Here is a 16,721-nt window from a genome sequence, read left to right on the forward strand (position 1 = left end):
TCATGGCAGAAGCGGCCGATGAACTGAGCACGCCGCTTGGGCAGAACACCGCGGGCAGGACGCGCCGTTTCCGCCTGCCATTCACGGCGATGCAGGCGCTCGCCGTGCTGCTCGGCCTCGTGCTGGTCGGCTTCGCCGGCGTTGCGCTGTTCAACGACAACCCGCTCGGCGGCGAACCGATCGCCCGCATCGCACTCCGTAACCCCGCGCCCGCAGCCGCCGACGACAAGCACGCTCCGGCCGGCCAAGCGGCCGAACCGGCGGTCAAATCCGCCGCCAGGGCACCGGCTGCGGCAGGCGACACCAAGAATGACGCCAGGACGGTCACCATCATCGACGGCTCCAGCGGCAAGCGCCAGGACGTAGTGATCGGCGCCGGCGATCCGGCTGAAAAGACGGATGGCGAAGCGCCACCGATGGCGATGACCGGGATCGACCCGCGGCTGCTGGAAAAGTCGCGCTACGGCATGATCCCGGTGGTTGCCGACGGATTGAAGCCGTTCACGGTCTATGCGGCCGAGGCCGACCGCGCCAAGGCGGCCCGGATGCCCGTAATCGCCATCGTGGTCGCGGGCCTCGGTGTCGGCGCCGCCAAGACCACCGACGCCATCATGAAGCTGCCGCCGGCGGTGACGCTGGCCTTCACGCCCTATGGTGCCGATCCCGGCAAGCTTGCCGAACGCGCCCGGTCGCAGCGCCACGAGATCCTGCTGCAGATCCCGATGGAGCCGTTCGACTATCCCGACAACGATCCCGGCCCGCAGACCCTGCTGACCACGCTGAGCAGCGAGCAGAACCTCGACCGTCTCTATTGGCACCTGAGCCGCCTGCAGGGCTATGCCGGGATCGCCAATTTCATGGGAGGCCGGTTCGTCGCGACCGACCCGGTGATGCAGCCGATCGTGCGCGAGGCGGCCAAGCGCGGTCTGAGCTATTTCGACGACGGTTCCAGCCCGCGCAGCGTCGCGCAGACCCTCTCCGCCGGCCAGTCGCTGCCGTTCGCCAAGGCCGATTTCGCCATCGACGCGGTGCCGACCTCGGCGGAGATCGACCGCGCGCTGGTCAAGCTGGAAACCATCGCCAAGGAACGCGGCACGGCCGTCGGCGTCGCCTCGGCCCTGCCGGTCTCGATCGAGCGGCTCGGCGCCTGGCTCAAGACGCTGGATTCCAAGGGCATTATGCTTGTGCCATTGACAACGGCGATGCTGAAATCAAAATCGGGCTAAGATTCAATCCGTTGGTGCCGCTTGAGACCTTGCCGGGGGGCCGGGTCCGACGGCACCGGGAAATGTGAGGTAGCGGCAGCATGGCACGTTATGAAGACCTGCCCTATCGAACCTGCGTCGGCATCATGCTGCTGAATACCGCCGGGCTGGTCTTCATCGGTCGCCGCGCCGGCGGCATCGAGCATGTCGACGACGCCCATGTCTGGCAGATGCCGCAGGGCGGCGTCGATCCCGGCGAGGACACGTTTCAGGCCGCACGGCGCGAGCTCTATGAGGAGACCAGCATCAAGTCGGTGGAGAAGCTCGGCGAGGTCTCCGACTGGTTGATCTATGATATCCCGCGCACCGTCGCCGGCCGCGCCTGGAAGGGCCGCTATCGCGGCCAGCGGCAGAAATGGTTCGCCTTGCGCTTCACCGGCAACGAGAACGAGATCAACGTCGCCAACCCCGGCGGCGGCCACAAGGCCGAGTTCATCACCTGGCGCTGGGAGCCGATGAAGAATCTGCCGGAGCTGATTGTGCCGTTCAAGCGCCCGGTCTATGAGCGCGTCGTGAAGGAATTCGCCGGTCTGGCGGCGAAATAGACGGCCAGACCACCGGCCAAATCAACGCGCGACACACCCACCGAGATGTCATCAGACAAGCCCTACCGCCCCAATGTGGGCATCGCGCTGTTCAACGCGGATGGACGCGTGCTGATCGGCCACCGGATCAAGGACGATGGTCCGGAGATCGTGCTGCCCGGTCTCGAATGGCAGATGCCGCAAGGCGGCATCGACGAGGGCGAGGATCCGCGCCAGGCCGTGATGCGCGAATTGTGGGAAGAGACCGGAGCGGTCAGCGCCGACTATCTCGGCGAGACCGACTGGATGACCTACGAATTCCCGGCCTATGACGGACCGGCGTCGCACCGGCTGGCCAAATTCCGCGGCCAGCGGCAAAAGTGGTTTGCGCTGCGCTTCACCGGCAGCGATGCCGAGATTGATCCGTTGACGCCACGCAATGGCCAGCCCGCCGAATTCGATCAATGGCGCTGGGAACGTCTCGACCGCGTCGCCGACCTCGTGGTGCCGTTCCGCCGCGACGTCTATCGCGCGGTTGCTGTCCGGTTCGCGGAGTTCGCCGGCTGATCTCCGATCAAAGAGCCAGGGCGGGATGACGATTCGAAGAAACGTCATCTCGCTCCGGCGGCGGAATGCGCCGTGCATCGCCCGGCGTCATGCCGTAGGTCGCGCGGAAGGTGCGGTAGAACGTCGCGATGCTGTCGAAGCCGCACGAGAAGGCGATCTCGTCGATGCCGCGCTGCTGCGTGGCGTAGAGCAGCCGCCTCGCTTCCTTCAATCGCGCAGCCGTCAGCGTTCGCACGAACGACAGGCCGGTCGGCTCGAACAGCGCATGCAATTGCCGCAGCGAAATGCCGAGCTCGGTGGCGACCGCGGCCGGCGTGAGCGAGGCGCGATGCAGATCGCGCAGCAGGATCTCGCGCGCCGCATGCAGGTAGCCCGCATGCAGCGCGGCGCGGATTTCATCCTGACGCGGCCGCAGGCGCCCGCGCGCGAGCAGCGCCAGCCGCACCATATGCGTGACTTCGGAAGCGAACTGTCCGGCTTGCGCCGGATCGCGCGACATCGAGCGGAACATGGCGCCGACAAGCCGGGTCAGGCTCGCATCGCGCGCCAGCGCCACCGGCGGCGCATCCTCGATCCGTGCACCGAGCAGGAGTTCGTCAGAGACCGGGATCTTGAGGCTGAAGAAATGAAAACCGTCGGTCCGTTCGGGCGTCGAGAAATACGGGAGATTGGAGTGGCCGAACACCAGATCTCCGTTACGCACGAAGTGAACGCGATCACGGCCGATGTTCAGGTGGCCGGGGCCGCGCACCTGCCACGCGAGTTGCAGGCTGTTGCTCGGGACGCGCGCAATGTCCGTTGAGGTCCGGCTGACTCGATAGGAGGACGCCGACATTTCCGCCAGCACGGCACCGCCCACCGGCGTTGCCGTGAAGCGTCCGTGGAATTCTGGCCGCTTGTCGCGCTCGAGCTCGATCGTGACCCCGAACAGGCTCTTGCCGCGCACGTCGCACCAGTGCTCGAAACGGTCCTGCGGGCGGAGCGCATCGGTGGAGAAGGTCAGCACGAAATCCCGTCCATTACGTCCAAAGTGAAATTGCGACCCGATCGAGCCGGTTCGTCGTTGCGCGGCAGCTTGTCATTTGTGCACGATCCGAGCTGTAAGCTGCTTCACATTCTCCGGATCGCTTCACCGCTTCGCACTTTTCCGGATCATGCCCTAGTTCGGGCCGACCGTGAACGGACCGATCGCGATGACATGGCAATCGCCGTCGCGCTTGACGCACTCGGCGAGCGCCGTGTTGACCGCGCCCTGCTCGTTCTCCGCTTTCAATCCCAGTCCGGGCCGTCCCTGCGTGCCGACCGCGACCGCATTCCAGCCTGCTGTCGCATCGGCAAGCTTGCGCGCGACGTCGGCGCGCTCGCCCGGCGTGATGACCGAGCTGTCCGCGGCCTTGAAGAAACCCGTCACCCGCAGCGTGGTTGGTACAGGCACCACGAAGACGTCGTCGACGGCGACGATGGTGCAGGGCACGCCCGCGACCGCGCCACAGGCCTGCAGGTTGCGTCGCGCCGATTCCTCGAGCGTATCGATGCCCGCGTTGAAGAAGTAGTGGCCGCCCGGACCGATCGCGATGGTTCGCGTCCTGCGCCCCGGCACGAACAGAGTTTCGAGCCGGGCCCTGGCCGCCTCGCGCAGCAACGGAACGTCCTTGGTGGCGTACGGCTTCTCGATCAGCGCATCACGCTTGACCCACGGCAAGGGCGGCACCGGCGGCTGGCCATGGCTGTACACGATGGTATTGCCGACCGCGTACAACTCGCATTTGCGCGGCGAGCCTGCATTGTCGGCGCGCTTCTGGCACAGATCGAGGGCTGCCGTCTTCGCCGCGTCCTCGCTGGGCTGTGCCACGCTCCATCCGACGAAGCCGTTGATGTTGAGGGCGAACGCCTTGAAATCGCCGGCGGGCACATATTCGGTCGCGAGCACGCTGCGGGTGCGGTCGCTGACGAACGGAATGATCTCGGTGGCGAGCTTTTCGCCCGATGTGATCGACGGTGGCGAGGGCGGGGATGACGATGCAGCCAGCGCCGGCGCGGGTTTCGCCGGCGCAGACGGCGCCGGGGATGCCGCCGGCGACGGCGCGATCAATGGTGCCGGTGAAGCCGATACCAGCGGCGTGGATGCCGGCGTGTTGCTCGCCACGGCAGCAGGCTTCGTCGCCGATGTTTCGAGCTTGGTGTAATAGAGAAAGCCGCCGACGCCGATCGCGGCCAACAGCACCACGGTGATGGCCGCGGGCCACATCCAGGCCGGCGCGCCCGCAGGCGCGGCCTTGATCGGCTTCTTGACCTGCGGCATCGCGTAGGTGCCGTCCTCACGCCGCATCGCCACCATGTAGGCGTGCACCGGCGTCGGGATATTCTTCACTTCCTGCGCGCCGATATCGGCGAATTGCACCGACAGCTTGTTGGCGACCTGCTCGTGCACCGCGCGCGACACGCAGATGCCGCCGACTTCGGCGAGGCCTTCGAGCCGGGCTGCGATATTGACGCCATCGCCGAGCAGATCGCCGTCGCGTTCGACCACGTCGCCGATGGTGATGCCGATCCGGAACGACATCTGCCGGCTCGGCGGATAGGCCATGTTGCGCGTGCGCAGACTTTCCTGGATGTCGATCGCGCACCGCACGGCTTCGACGGCGCTGGGGAATTCCGCGAGCACCGCGTCGCCCGCGGTGTTGAAGATGCGGCCACCACCCTTGGCAATGAAATCGTCGGTCACCTGCCGGTAGGAAGCGAGCCGCCGCAGCGTCTCTTCCTCATCCTCGGCAACCAGTCGACTATAGCCTGCAATATCGGCTGCGAAGATCGCTGCGATCTTGCGCTTCATGAGTACCAGCCCCGGAACCCGAATATGCCGGGCAGAATGCCGCCAGTTGCTCGCGGGTGCAATAAACATTCAACGCCCGCCGGGGTGCGGCGAGCGTTGAATCGTACAAGTCTTGATAGCCGAAGGAAGAAAGTGTGAGCGGTTTCACAAGGCCGCGCTCGACCTGAGCGCCGTGGCGCGATCGCCGGTCGGCAATCGCGCCTTAGTGCATGGCCGTGGTGTTGAGCTCGTTCTGGATGCTCTTGAAGTGGTCGAGCCGCTCGATGGCGTGATCGAGCTCGGAGCCCTCCTTCTCGGCGAGCTTCTCTTCCATCTCCTTGATGGTCTCCGCGAACTTCACGCGATCGAGCTCCGCGATCGTGGTCGCGACGTCGGCGAGCACGGTGAGGCCCTTGTCCGACATCTCGGCGAGACCGCCGAGCACGATCACTTTCTCTTTCTTGCCGGCGGTCGCGATCGTCAGGATACCCGGACGCACGGTGGCGATAACCGGAGCGTGGCCGGCGAGCACACCGAAATCACCCTCCACGCCGGGGACGTCAACCTGATCGACCTCGCCGGAGAAGGCGAGCTTTTCGGGAGAGACGAGATCGAAGTGGAAGGTGGTCATGGTCTTTCCGTTCTTTGCGCTGTCACCCGCGGGCTCGACCCGCGGGTCCATCAGTCAAACTGCTTCTCGTGCGATGGATCGCCGGATCAGGTCCGGCGATGACGACATCATGAAGCTCAGGCCGCCTCGGCAGCGAGCTTCTTGCCCTTCTCGACGGCTTCTTCGATGGTGCCGACCATGTAGAACGCCGCTTCCGGCAGATGGTCGTACTTGCCCTGGCAGAGATCGCGGAAGCCCTTGATGGTGTCGGCGAGGTCGACGAACTTGCCCGGCGAGCCGGTGAAGATTTCGGCGACGTGGAACGGCTGCGACAGGAAGCGCTCGACCTTGCGGGCGCGGGCCACCGTCAGCTTGTCCTCTTCCGACAGTTCGTCCATGCCGAGAATGGCGATGATGTCCTGCAGCGACTTGTAGCGCTGGAGGATCTGCTGGACGAGACGCGCGGTGTTGTAGTGCTCTTCACCGACCACCAGCGCCGAGAGCATGCGCGAGGTCGAGTCGAGCGGGTCCACCGCGGGATAGATGCCCTTTTCCGAGATCGCGCGCGACAGCACCGTGGTGGCGTCCAAGTGGGCGAACGAGGTGGCGGGCGCCGGGTCGGTCAAGTCGTCGGCCGGCACGTAGATCGCCTGCACCGAGGTGATCGAGCCCTTCTGGGTGGTGGTGATGCGCTCCTGCAGCGCGCCCATGTCGGTCGCGAGCGTCGGCTGATAACCCACGGCGCTCGGAATACGGCCGAGCAGCGCCGACACTTCCGAACCCGCCTGGGTGAAGCGGAAGATGTTGTCGACGAAGAACAGCACGTCCTGGCCCTGATCGCGGAAGTGCTCGGCGACCGTCAGACCGGTCAGGCCGACGCGGGCGCGGGCGCCCGGCGGCTCGTTCATCTGGCCGAACACCAGCGCGCACTTCGACTTCACGCTCGGATCCGGATTGTGCGGATCGGCGTTGACCTTCGATTCGATGAACTCGTGATAGAGGTCGTTGCCTTCACGGGTGCGCTCGCCGACGCCGGCGAACACGGAGTAACCGCCGTGCGCCTTCGCGACGTTGTTGATCAGCTCCTGAATCAGCACGGTCTTGCCGACGCCGGCGCCGCCGAACAGGCCGATCTTGCCGCCCTTGGCGTAGGGAGCGAGCAGGTCGACGACCTTGATGCCGGTGACGAGAATTTCCGCCTCGGTGGACTGATCGGTGTAGGTCGGCGCTTCCTGATGGATGGCGCGCACGCCTTCGGCCTTGATCGGGCCGGCTTCGTCGATCGGCTCGCCGATCACGTTGATGATGCGGCCGAGCGTGCCTTCGCCGACCGGAACGCGGATCGGCTCGCCGGTGTCGGTCACTTCCTGGCCGCGGACCAGACCTTCGGTGATGTCCATCGCGATGGTACGGACGGTCGATTCACCGAGATGCTGCGCGACTTCGAGCACCAGGCGGTTGCCGCCATTCTTGGTCTCGAGCGCATTCAGAATCGCGGGAAGATGGCCTTCGAACTGCACGTCGACCACGGCGCCCGTGACCTGGGTAACGCGACCGATCGGATTGGCTGCTGTAGCCATGGACTGTTCTCCTTCGAAAATCTGCCTTAGACCGCCTCAGCGCCGGAGATGATCTCGATCAGCTCCTTCGTGATCTGGGCCTGGCGGGTCCGGTTGTAAATCAGGGTTTGCTTGCGGATCATTTCGCCTGCGTTGCGCGTCGCGCTGTCCATCGCGCTCATCTGTGCGCCGTAGAACGAGGCGTTGTTCTCCAGCAGCGCGCGGAAGACCTGCACCGCGAGGTTGCGCGGCAGCAGGCTGCCGAGGATCTGATCCTCCTCGGGCTCGTATTCATAGGACGTCGCGGGAGCAGTTCCTGCCGCGGGCGCGGCAACCTCGAGCGGGATGATCTGCTGCGCGGTCGGGATCTGCGCGATCACCGACTGGAAGCGCGAATAGAACAGCGTGCAGACATCGAACTCGCCGGCCTCGAACCGCGCCAGCACCTTGTTGGCGATGTCCTCGGCATTGACGAAGCCGATCTGCCGCACCGCGCGCAGGTCGAGGTGCTCGACGATCCGCTTCTCGAAGGTCCGCCGCAGCTGCTCGTAGCCCTTGCGGCCGACGCAGAAGAACTTCACGTCCTTGCCCTGCGCCAGCAGCGCGTTCGCCCGCTCGCGCGCCAGGCGCACGATGGCCGAGTTGAACGCGCCGGACAGGCCGCGCTCGCCGGTGCAGACCAGCAGCAGGTGCACCTGGTCGCTGCCGGTGCCGGCGAGCAGCGCCGGCGCGCCGGGCGTGCCGTTGGCCGCGGCTGCGATGTTGGAAATCACCGCATCCATCTTGGTGGCATAGGGCCGCGCCGCTTCGGCGGCGTTCTGCGCGCGGCGCAGCTTGGAGGCTGCGACCATCTGCATGGCCTTGGTGATCTTCTGCGTCGCCTTGGTCGAGGCGATGCGGACCCGCATGTCTTTTAGTGACGCCATTCTTCGTTCACCCCGGCGATCCGACCACAATGGTCAGATCGCAAGCCTCCGTTCGTCACGCCCGGCGTCGAGCCGGGCGACGCCCCATTCGTTATGCAAACGTCTTGGCGAAGCTATCGACCGCCGACTTCAGCTTGGCGGCACTGTCATCGGACAGGTCGCGGCTGTCGCGGATCGCGTTGAGGATGTCGACGTGCTTGCCGCGCAGCAGCGACAACAGACCATCCTCGAACGCCTTCACCTTGTTGAGCGGCAGCGCGTCGAGATAGCCGTTGGTGCCGGCCCAGATCACGCAGACCTGCTCTTCCATCTTCAGCGGCGAGAACTGCGGCTGCTTAAGGAGCTCGGTCAGGCGCGAACCGCGGTTGAGCAGGCGCTGGGTCGAGGCGTCGAGGTCGGAGCCGAACTGCGCGAACGCCGCCATTTCGCGGTACTGCGCGAGCTCGCCCTTGATCTTGCCGGCGACCTTCTTGGTGGCCTTGGTCTGCGCCGACGAACCGACGCGCGACACCGACAGACCGACGTTCACCGCGGGACGGATGCCCTGGAAGAACAGGTCGGTTTCCAGGAAGATCTGGCCGTCGGTGATCGAAATCACGTTGGTCGGGATGTAGGCCGACACGTCGTTGGCCTGGGTTTCGATGACCGGCAGCGCCGTCAGCGAGCCCAAACCATGGTCCTTGCCGAGCTTGGCGGCGCGCTCGAGCAGGCGGGAGTGCAGGTAGAACACGTCGCCCGGATAGGCTTCGCGGCCCGGCGGGCGGCGCAGCAGCAACGACATCTGGCGGTAGGCGACGGCCTGCTTGGACAGATCGTCATAGATGATCACGGCGTGCATGCCGTTGTCGCGGAAGTATTCGCCCATCGTGCAGCCGGTGAACGGCGCGATGTACTGCATCGGAGCCGGATCGGACGCGGTCGCCGCGACGACGATCGAGTATTCCAGCGCGCCCTGCTCTTCGAGCACCTTGACGAACTGCGCAACGGTGGAGCGCTTCTGACCGACCGCGACGTAGACGCAGTACAGCTTCTGGCTCTCGTCCGGCTGGGCGTTGAGCGGCTTCTGGTTCAGGATGGTGTCGAGCGCGATCGCGGTCTTGCCGGTCTGGCGGTCGCCGATGATCAGCTCGCGCTGGCCGCGGCCGATCGGGATCAGCGCATCGATCGCCTTGAGGCCGGTCGCCATCGGCTCGTTGACCGACTTGCGCGGAATGATGCCGGGCGCCTTGACGTCGACGCGCTTGCGTTCGGTGGCCTGGATCGGGCCCTTGCCGTCGATCGGGTTGCCGAGCGCGTCAACGACGCGGCCGAGCAGGCCCTTGCCGACCGGCGCGTCCACGATCGCACGGGTGCGCTTGACGGTCTGGCCTTCCTTGATTTCGCGGTCGGCGCCGAAGATCACGATACCGACGTTGTCGGTTTCGAGGTTGAGCGCCATGCCGCGCGTGCCGTTCTCGAACTCGACCATTTCGCCGGCCTGAACGTTGTCGAGACCGTAGACGCGGGCGATACCGTCACCGACCGACAGCACCTGGCCAACTTCGGTGACCTCGGCTTCCTGGCCGAAATTCTTGATCTGGTCCTTGAGGATCGCAGAAATTTCTGCGGCGCGGATGTCCATCAGCCTGCCTCTTTCATCGCGTTCTTGATCGAATTGAGTTTGGTGCGAAGCGAACTATCCACCATGCGGCTGCCGAGCTTGACCACCAGGCCACCAATAATGGAGGGATCGACCTTCACGTTGAGCGCGACGTCCTTGCCCGTCACTGATTTCAGTGCGGCCTTCAGCGCGTCGAGATTCTTGTCACTGAGCTCTTCGGCGACGGTGACGTCGGCAGTCGCCTCGCCCTTGAACTTCGCCACCAGCGCGCGATAGGCGCGGATCACATCGGCAACGGCGAACAGCCGGCGATTGGCGGTGAGCACCTTGAGGAATTTTGCCGTCGTACCGGCGATACCGGCCTTGTCGAGCACAGCGGTCAGCGCCTTGAGCTGGGCGTCGGCGGCAAACACCGGGCTGCGGACGAGGCGCTTCAGATCGGCGCTCTCGTTGAGCAGGGCCTCGAATTTGTCGAGATCGGCCCGGACTTGATCGACGGATTGCTCGTCGCGTGCCAACTCGAACAGGGCCGTTGCATAACGACCGGAAACTCCCGAAACGGACGGATCTTCAGCAGCCACGAGCTCGCTCTTTTTTGCTGTCAAATTCGCAAGGGAAAAACCGTCGCCACCAAAGCAGCGCCTAGCGATCCAAGCCCTTGGAATTCAAGCGGGACTTCGATTTTCGACCGGCACAGGACGTGCCGGGACCGTTAAAATCGCGGCTTTGCTAACATAGCAATCGCGCAGGTGCAACATGACGGCATCGTGAGAGCCGCCTTGTCGCATGTGCTTTTCGGCGTCCGCCAAGGGCCGCCGAATCAGCAGAATTCGGCGCGTGGAAATTCAGCGCGCGGACGCAGATTTGCGCCATGCCGAATTTGCTCCATCGAAATTTGCATGGGCCTATGGCCGGGCGCGTAGGGAACCCGAAGCGCGCCGTCGTTTCATTTGGCGATTACTTACCGAAAACTTACTACGCGCCATCTAATCAGTATTCGTAAGTATAATAGTGGTTAAAAATTTGTTAACGGGCAAGATTACGGAACATGGACTGAATACCGTAAAGCGGTAACAAGATATTTCAACCCGAGACAATTGGGATTTACTGCCTAATTCGCGCCTCATTGCGAAACCAAACGGCCTTGGTCAACGAAGGGACGGGGGTTCCACTTGCCGTGTTAGCGGCAATACTGTCTGAGGGTCTTATCAATGCTGAATATCAAGAAGGCGGCGGGCAATGTAACCCGCTCGCGCACGGCGCTTGCGTTTGTCGCCGCAACTATCCTGGTCGGGGGCAGCGTGACCGAGGCGTCCGCGAAGTCCAGGCACCACCATCATCGCCACCACCATCATCACGCCCGCGCCGAAGGTTCGTCCTGGCGCGACGCCAATGCATCGATCCAGCCGTCCGGCGGCCACTCGTTCTCGGGCATGGCCTCGTTCTACGGCAATGAGTCAGGCAGCCGCACCGCTTCCGGTCAGCGCTTCAACCAGAACGCCATGACCGCGGCCCACCGCTCGCTGCCGTTCGGCACCAAGCTCCGCGTCACCCATGGCGGCCGCAGCGTCGTCGTCACCATCAACGATCGTGGCCCGTTCATCCGCGGCCGCGTACTCGACCTCTCCACCGGCGCAGCCCGCGCCATCGGCCTGACCGGCGCCGGCGTCGGCCGCGTCACCGCCGAGGTCATCTAACACGTTCAGTAAGCGTTGCGTTGCGTATCGGCCGCGAGGCCTGCTTCGCGCCAAAAGGCCTGCCGTCGCAAATGACGGCAGGCTTTTTCTTTGCCGGCTCGCCTACAAAAAGCTCTGCGGATCGACGTCGACCTCGAGCTTCAGATTGCCCTTGGTCTTGGGACCGGCCGCCAGCCATTCGCGCAGATATTGCGACAGGTCGACATTGCGCAGCGACTTCACCAGCAGGCGGAAGCGGTAGCGGCCCTTGATCACGGCAAGCGGCGCCTCGGCGGGGCCGAGCACCTGGATCCGCTCATCGAGCGGCGCCACCGCGGCGAGCTTGCGGGCAAATCCTTCCGCGGTCGGACGGTCGCCGGCGGAGACGATCAGGCTCGCCAGCCGGCCGAACGGTGGATAGCCGGTACGCTCGCGGATCTCGATCTCGCTGGCGTAGAACGCCTCGCGGTCATTCGCGATCAGGGCCTTGATCACCGGGTGCTCCGGCTGGTGGGTCTGCAAAAAGCCGACACCGCGGCCCTGCTCGCGGCCGGCGCGGCCGACCACCTGGTTCAGGAGCTGGAACGTGCGCTCGGCGGCGCGCGGATCGCCATTGCTCAGGCCGAGATCGGCATCGATGACGCCGACCAGATTGAGCCGCGGGAAGTTGTGTCCCTTCGCTACCAGCTGGGTGCCGATGATGATGTCGACGCGGCCCTCGGCGATCTCGTTGAGCTCGCTGCGCATCGTCTCGATCGAGGTGATGAGATCGCTCGACAGCACCATGGTGCGGGCCTCGGGAAAGATCTGAGCGGCCTCCTCCTGCAAGCGCTCGACGCCGGGGCCGACCGCGACCAACGATTCCTCGGCCGCGCAATGCGGGCAGATGTTCGGACGCGGCATCGAGAAGCCGCAGTGATGGCAGACCAGCCGCTGGCGAAAGCGATGATCGACCAGCCACGCGTCGCAGATCGTGCAGGCGAAGCGGTGGCCGCAGGCCCGGCATAACGTCAGCGGCGCATAGCCGCGGCGATTGAGGAACAACAGCGCCTGTTCGCGGCGCTCGATCGCGTGACGAATCTGCTCGGCCAGAACCGGCGAGATGAAACGCCCGCGCGGCGGCGGCGCGCGCCGCATGTCGATCGCCTCGATATGCGGCATGTGCTGGCCGCCGAACCGCGACGGCAGCGCGACGCGCTGGTAGCGCCCCTTGCGCGCATTGACCTCGCTCTCGACCGACGGCGTGGCCGACGCCAGCACGATCGGGATTTTGGCGATATGGGCGCGGACCACCGCCATGTCGCGCGCGTGGTAATGCGCGCCATCGTCCTGCTTGTAGGCCTGGTCGTGCTCCTCATCGACGATGATCAGGCCGAGATCGGCATAGGGCAGGAACAGCGCCGAGCGGGCTCCGACCACAACCGGCGCCTTGCCCTCGGAGATTGCGGCCCAGTTGCGTGCCCGCGTGCGCGGCGTCAGCTCAGAATGCCATTCCAGCGGCCGTACGCCGAAGCGTTGCGCGAAGCGGTCGAGGAACTGGCCGGTCAGCGCGATTTCCGGCATCAGGATCAGGGTCTGCTTGCCGCGGCGGATATTCTCGGCGATCGCCTCGAAATAGACTTCGGTCTTGCCGGAGCCGGTGACGCCGTCGAGCAGCGCGACGTGAAAGCTGCCGCTCGCCGCCAGCGTCCGCAACACGTCGACTGCGCTGCGCTGCTCGCGCGAGAAATCCGGCTGGGCGTAGGAGGGATCCGGAACGGGCGGCGGCGCCGGCGGCGGCATCGCTTCGACCGTCAGCGTGCCTTCATCCACCAGGCCGTCGATCACGCCGGAACTGACGCCGGCCTCCCGCGCCGCATCCGACTTGCCGTGCAGCAAGCCGTCCGACAGCACCTCGATCAGGCGGCGGCGCGCCGGGGTCAGGCGCCGCGGCGGCTCGCCGACCAGCCGCACGCCGAGCCGCATCCGCTCCGGCCCCAGATTCTCGCCCATCCGCAGCGTCATCCGCAGCACCATGCCGCGCGCCGACAGCGTGTAATTGGAGACCCAGTCGACCAGTTGGCGCAGCTCCGCCCTGAGCGGGGGAACATCGAGCTTCTCGCCGACGTCCTTGAGCCGGTTGTGCAGCCGCGGATCGGGCCTGGCATTCTCGGCCCACACCACCGCGACCACCTCGCGCGGCCCGAGCGGAACAGAGATCACATCGCCCGGCGCAAGCTCCATGCCGCGCGGCACGCGGTAAGAATAAGTCTGGTCCAGCGCAACAGGCACCAGCACGTCGACGACACCTGTCGTCGATGCGGAGGCGGGGCTGGGGCGCGCGGTGTGATCCATTGCAATCAGAGCTTTATGCCGGGCTAGAGATTTGGTTCTGAATGAATCAGAACCAAATCTCCAGCTTCTTGTTTTGACGCGTTTTCTTCACGCGAACCGGCCTCCACTTCGCTCGAAAACGCTCTGTCACCGCTGCGCGGTCTTAGCGAACGGTAAACGAAGGCAGTGCGATATAATCAGGAGATTAGCAGCGCCAATAGCCTTTTACAGATGGCCCGAACCGATCAGCCGACCCAACCGCTCGAGCTCGACTGCGCCGACTCGTCAGTCACGCAGGAGATGACGCGCTGGCTGTCGCATCTGCGCGCCGAGCGGCGGCTGTCGCCGAAGACGCTCGAGGCCTATGCCCGTGACGTGCGCCAATGCCTGGCCTTCCTGGCCGAACACTGGGGCGCGCGGGTGACGCTTGCGGCATTTTCCGCGCTCGAGGCCAGCGATGTCCGCGCCTTCATGGCGATGCGCCGCGCGGACGAGATCGGCGGCCGATCGCTGATGCGGGCGCTGGCCGGCCTGCGCTCGTTCGGACGTTTCCTGGAACGCGAAGGCAAGGGCAAGGTTGGCGCGCTCTCGGCGATCCGTGCGCCGAAGGTGGCGAAGAGCCTGCCGAAGCCGATCCATATGGACGCGGCGAAGCGCTTTGCCGACGCCGACGAGCGCGCAGATGAGGACCGCGAGACCTGGATCGTGGTGCGGGACGCCGCCGTGATGGCGCTGCTCTATGGTTCCGGCCTGCGCATCTCCGAGGCGCTGGGGCTGAAGCGGCGCGACGTGCCGAAGCCGGGCGATGGCGATGTGCTTGTGGTCACCGGCAAGGGCAACAAGACCCGCATGGTGCCGGTGCTGCAAAACGTGCTGCAACTGATCGCAGACTATGCGGCGATCTGCCCGCATCAACTCAGCCCGACCGGACCGATGTTCGTGGGCGCACGCGGCGGCCCCTTGAGCCCGCGCATCATCCAGCTCACCATGGAGCGGCTACGCGGCGCGCTCGGCCTGCCCGACAGCGCGACGCCGCATGCGCTGCGGCACTCCTTCGCCACGCATCTCCTGAGCCGCGGCGGCGACCTGCGCGCGATCCAGGAATTGCTCGGCCACGCGTCGCTGTCGACCACCCAGATCTACACCGGGATCGACAGCGAGCGCCTGCTCGAAGTCTATCGCTCCGCGCACCCGCGCGGCTGAACGCTATGAAATTAGGTCCAACTGGATCGGAGCGAAAGTTCACCTCTCCCTTGGGAGAGGTCGGCGCGTAGCGCCGGGTGAGGGGTTACGGTCTCTCGTTAGAGCTAAAGTCCCCTCACCCGATTTGCTTCGCAAATCGACCTCTCCCCAATGGGGAGAGGTGAAGCGAGCGCGGGGCCACAGCGGTTCGATCTAATTCATCGTGCTTCAGGCGTTCAGGCCTGAGTTCAAAATAAGGCGCGGGCTATGGTCCGTCGTCATGCTCCGTTCATCTTCATGCGGCTACCCCAGACCGCCCGCCCTTGCCTTGTGCGCTGCATTCGGCAATCGTGGCGCGGTCTCATCCGGAGGGGGAATCATGAGCGCACATGAAAGTATGGAGCACGCGGAGCATGCCGAGCATGCGTCGACCGAAAACAGGAAGATTGCGCTCCTGATCGCCGTGATCGCGCTCTGCCTGGCGCTGTCGGAAACGCTCGGCAAGGGCGCCCAGACCGAATCGATCAGCAAGAATGTCGAGGCCTCCAACCTATGGGCCTTCTTCCAGGCCAAGAGCATCCGCCGCACCGCGGTGCAGACCGCCGCCGAACAGGGCAAGCTGAACCTCGCGACCACCACCGACGAAGCCGCCAAGGCCGCGTTGCAGAAGCAGATCGACGACTGGCAGAAGACGGCGGCGCGCTACCGCTCCGAGCCGGAGACCGGCGAGGGTTCGGAGCAGCTTTCCGAGCGGGCCAAGCACGCCGAGCATGAGCGCGACGAAGCCACCGCGAAATATCATCACTTCGAGCTTGCCTCCGCCGCCTTCCAGATCGCCATCGTGCTGGCGTCCGCGACCATCATCACCGGCATCGCCGCGCTGGCCTGGGTGTCAGGCCTGGTGACGCTCGCCGGCGTCGTGATGACGCTGCTCGGCCTGTTCCAGCCGCATTTGCTGCATCTACATTGAGAGGCGGCTGGGCTCCGCTTCATCTCCGTCACCCTGAGGAGCGCGCACTTGCGCGCGTCTCGAAGGGTCGACGGCCACCGGCCGGGCCGTGCATCCTTCGAGACGCCCGCTATGCGGGCTCCTCAGGATGACGGAAGCGAGAGTTCTACTCAAAGCACCTTGCTGGTCTCGTGCACGCTTTTGCGGAAGCGCGCGATCAGGCGCAGCGTGCGCGCGGCCCAGCCCTCGCCGCCGCCGCCGATCATCTCGCGGATGCGCAGCTTGATCGGCTCGACCAGCTCGGTGGCCTTGGCGCGCAGCGCCATGATGAAATTATAGAGCGCCTCGAACCAGGGCATCTCCAAAAGCTTCGACCGCGTCACGTCGAACAGGAAGGCCGTGACACCCACGCCGAGGAATTTGGCGAACAGGATCAGCGAGACCGCGCTGAACCAGTACTGGTTCGCGAGCAGCCAGAGCCCGACCAGTTTGAGCGGAAACAGCGGGATCAACGGCACGACGAAGACGATCAACGTCATCGCCGGCGACAGCGAATCGACCCGGTCCGCCAGCCACTGCTTGAGCGCGCGGAGCGGGATCCACGCCACCACCCGAGCCACGATCGGCTCGAGGTGGTCCCATAGCCAGGCTTCGATCAGGAAAATGATCGCAAGCAGGACCCAGAACGGCTGAAGCAGTCGGCGCAACATCGCTTTGATCCTAAAGCGCGACGACACT

General features: G+C 65.1%; 15 protein-coding genes. 6 read left to right on the forward strand and 9 right to left on the reverse strand.

From position 1 onward, the window contains the following. Window positions 1-2: 2 nt before the first annotated feature. The 3 genes from BI327_RS29345 to BI327_RS29355 all read left to right on the forward strand — a co-directional run bounded on the left by BI327_RS29345 (window position 3) and on the right by BI327_RS29355 (window position 2,356). A complete protein-coding gene (locus BI327_RS29345) occupies window positions 3-1,226 on the forward strand; it encodes a divergent polysaccharide deacetylase family protein (protein ID WP_076864731.1) in 1,224 nt (407 codons plus the stop codon). An 80-nt stretch (window positions 1,227-1,306) separates the two neighbouring features. Continuing rightward, a complete protein-coding gene (locus tag BI327_RS29350) occupies window positions 1,307-1,810 on the forward strand; it encodes an RNA pyrophosphohydrolase (RefSeq protein ID WP_076864732.1) in 504 nt (167 codons plus the stop codon). 45 nt (window positions 1,811-1,855) lie between these two features. After that, window positions 1,856-2,356 (forward strand): RNA pyrophosphohydrolase, encoded by a 501-nt coding sequence (locus tag BI327_RS29355; protein ID WP_076864733.1) that lies wholly within the window; start codon window positions 1,856-1,858, stop codon window positions 2,354-2,356. Between the two features lie 7 nt (window positions 2,357-2,363). Here the strand turns inward: BI327_RS29355 and BI327_RS29360 are convergent, their stop codons facing one another. From BI327_RS29360 to BI327_RS29390, 7 genes are all read right to left on the reverse strand, one after another. Continuing rightward, window positions 2,364-3,362 (reverse strand): AraC family transcriptional regulator, encoded by a 999-nt coding sequence (locus BI327_RS29360; protein ID WP_076864734.1) that lies wholly within the window; start codon window positions 3,360-3,362, stop codon window positions 2,364-2,366. Window positions 3,363-3,515: 153 nt separating this feature from the next. Then, window positions 3,516-5,189: an adenylate/guanylate cyclase domain-containing protein gene (locus BI327_RS29365; protein WP_076864735.1), complete on the reverse strand. Its 1,674-nt coding sequence runs from the start codon at window positions 5,187-5,189 to the stop codon at window positions 3,516-3,518. Between the two features lie 202 nt (window positions 5,190-5,391). Continuing rightward, window positions 5,392-5,799 carry a F0F1 ATP synthase subunit epsilon gene (locus BI327_RS29370; protein WP_076864860.1) on the reverse strand — a complete coding sequence of 136 codons (408 nt, stop codon included), beginning with the start codon at window positions 5,797-5,799 and terminating at the stop codon, window positions 5,392-5,394. A gap of 116 nt (window positions 5,800-5,915) precedes the next feature. Further along, entirely contained in the window at window positions 5,916-7,358 is a 1,443-nt protein-coding gene (gene atpD, locus BI327_RS29375; RefSeq protein ID WP_076864736.1) for a F0F1 ATP synthase subunit beta, read from the reverse strand. A gap of 26 nt (window positions 7,359-7,384) precedes the next feature. After that, complete coding sequence (locus BI327_RS29380; protein WP_076864737.1) at window positions 7,385-8,263, reverse strand: F0F1 ATP synthase subunit gamma; 879 nt, start codon at window positions 8,261-8,263, stop codon at window positions 7,385-7,387. Between the two features lie 91 nt (window positions 8,264-8,354). Continuing rightward, a complete protein-coding gene (gene atpA / locus BI327_RS29385; protein WP_076864738.1) occupies window positions 8,355-9,884 on the reverse strand; it encodes a F0F1 ATP synthase subunit alpha in 1,530 nt (509 codons plus the stop codon). Further along, a complete protein-coding gene (locus tag BI327_RS29390; protein ID WP_076864739.1) occupies window positions 9,884-10,444 on the reverse strand; it encodes a F0F1 ATP synthase subunit delta in 561 nt (186 codons plus the stop codon). The genes atpA and BI327_RS29390 overlap by 1 nt, the downstream gene beginning before the upstream one ends. Window positions 10,445-11,074: 630 nt before the next feature. On the opposite strand from BI327_RS29390, the gene BI327_RS29395 reads away from it, so the two are divergent. Continuing rightward, the gene (locus BI327_RS29395) at window positions 11,075-11,560 is read left to right on the forward strand and encodes a septal ring lytic transglycosylase RlpA family protein (protein WP_076864740.1); all 486 of its coding nucleotides are present in this window, start codon (window positions 11,075-11,077) and stop codon (window positions 11,558-11,560) included. A 102-nt stretch (window positions 11,561-11,662) separates the two neighbouring features. Here BI327_RS29395 and BI327_RS29400 read toward each other — a convergent pair whose 3' ends face one another. After that, complete coding sequence (locus BI327_RS29400; protein WP_076864741.1) at window positions 11,663-13,873, reverse strand: primosomal protein N'; 2,211 nt, start codon at window positions 13,871-13,873, stop codon at window positions 11,663-11,665. A 210-nt stretch (window positions 13,874-14,083) separates the two neighbouring features. Here BI327_RS29400 and BI327_RS29405 point away from each other — a divergent pair, with 210 nt between their 5' ends. Both BI327_RS29405 and BI327_RS29410 read left to right on the forward strand, forming a co-directional pair. Next, window positions 14,084-15,055: a tyrosine recombinase XerC gene (locus tag BI327_RS29405; RefSeq protein WP_076864742.1), complete on the forward strand. Its 972-nt coding sequence runs from the start codon at window positions 14,084-14,086 to the stop codon at window positions 15,053-15,055. A 358-nt stretch (window positions 15,056-15,413) separates the two neighbouring features. Then, window positions 15,414-16,004, forward strand: coding sequence for a DUF4337 domain-containing protein (locus BI327_RS29410; protein WP_076864743.1), 591 nt, complete (start codon window positions 15,414-15,416; stop codon window positions 16,002-16,004). Window positions 16,005-16,153: 149 nt separating this feature from the next. Here BI327_RS29410 and BI327_RS29415 read toward each other — a convergent pair whose 3' ends face one another. After that, window positions 16,154-16,693 carry a hypothetical protein gene (locus BI327_RS29415; RefSeq protein WP_076864744.1) on the reverse strand — a complete coding sequence of 180 codons (540 nt, stop codon included), beginning with the start codon at window positions 16,691-16,693 and terminating at the stop codon, window positions 16,154-16,156. Window positions 16,694-16,721: the final 28 nt, after the last annotated feature.

The organism is Bradyrhizobium mercantei, from assembly GCF_001982635.1.
GTDB lineage: Bacteria > Pseudomonadota > Alphaproteobacteria > Rhizobiales > Xanthobacteraceae > Bradyrhizobium > Bradyrhizobium mercantei.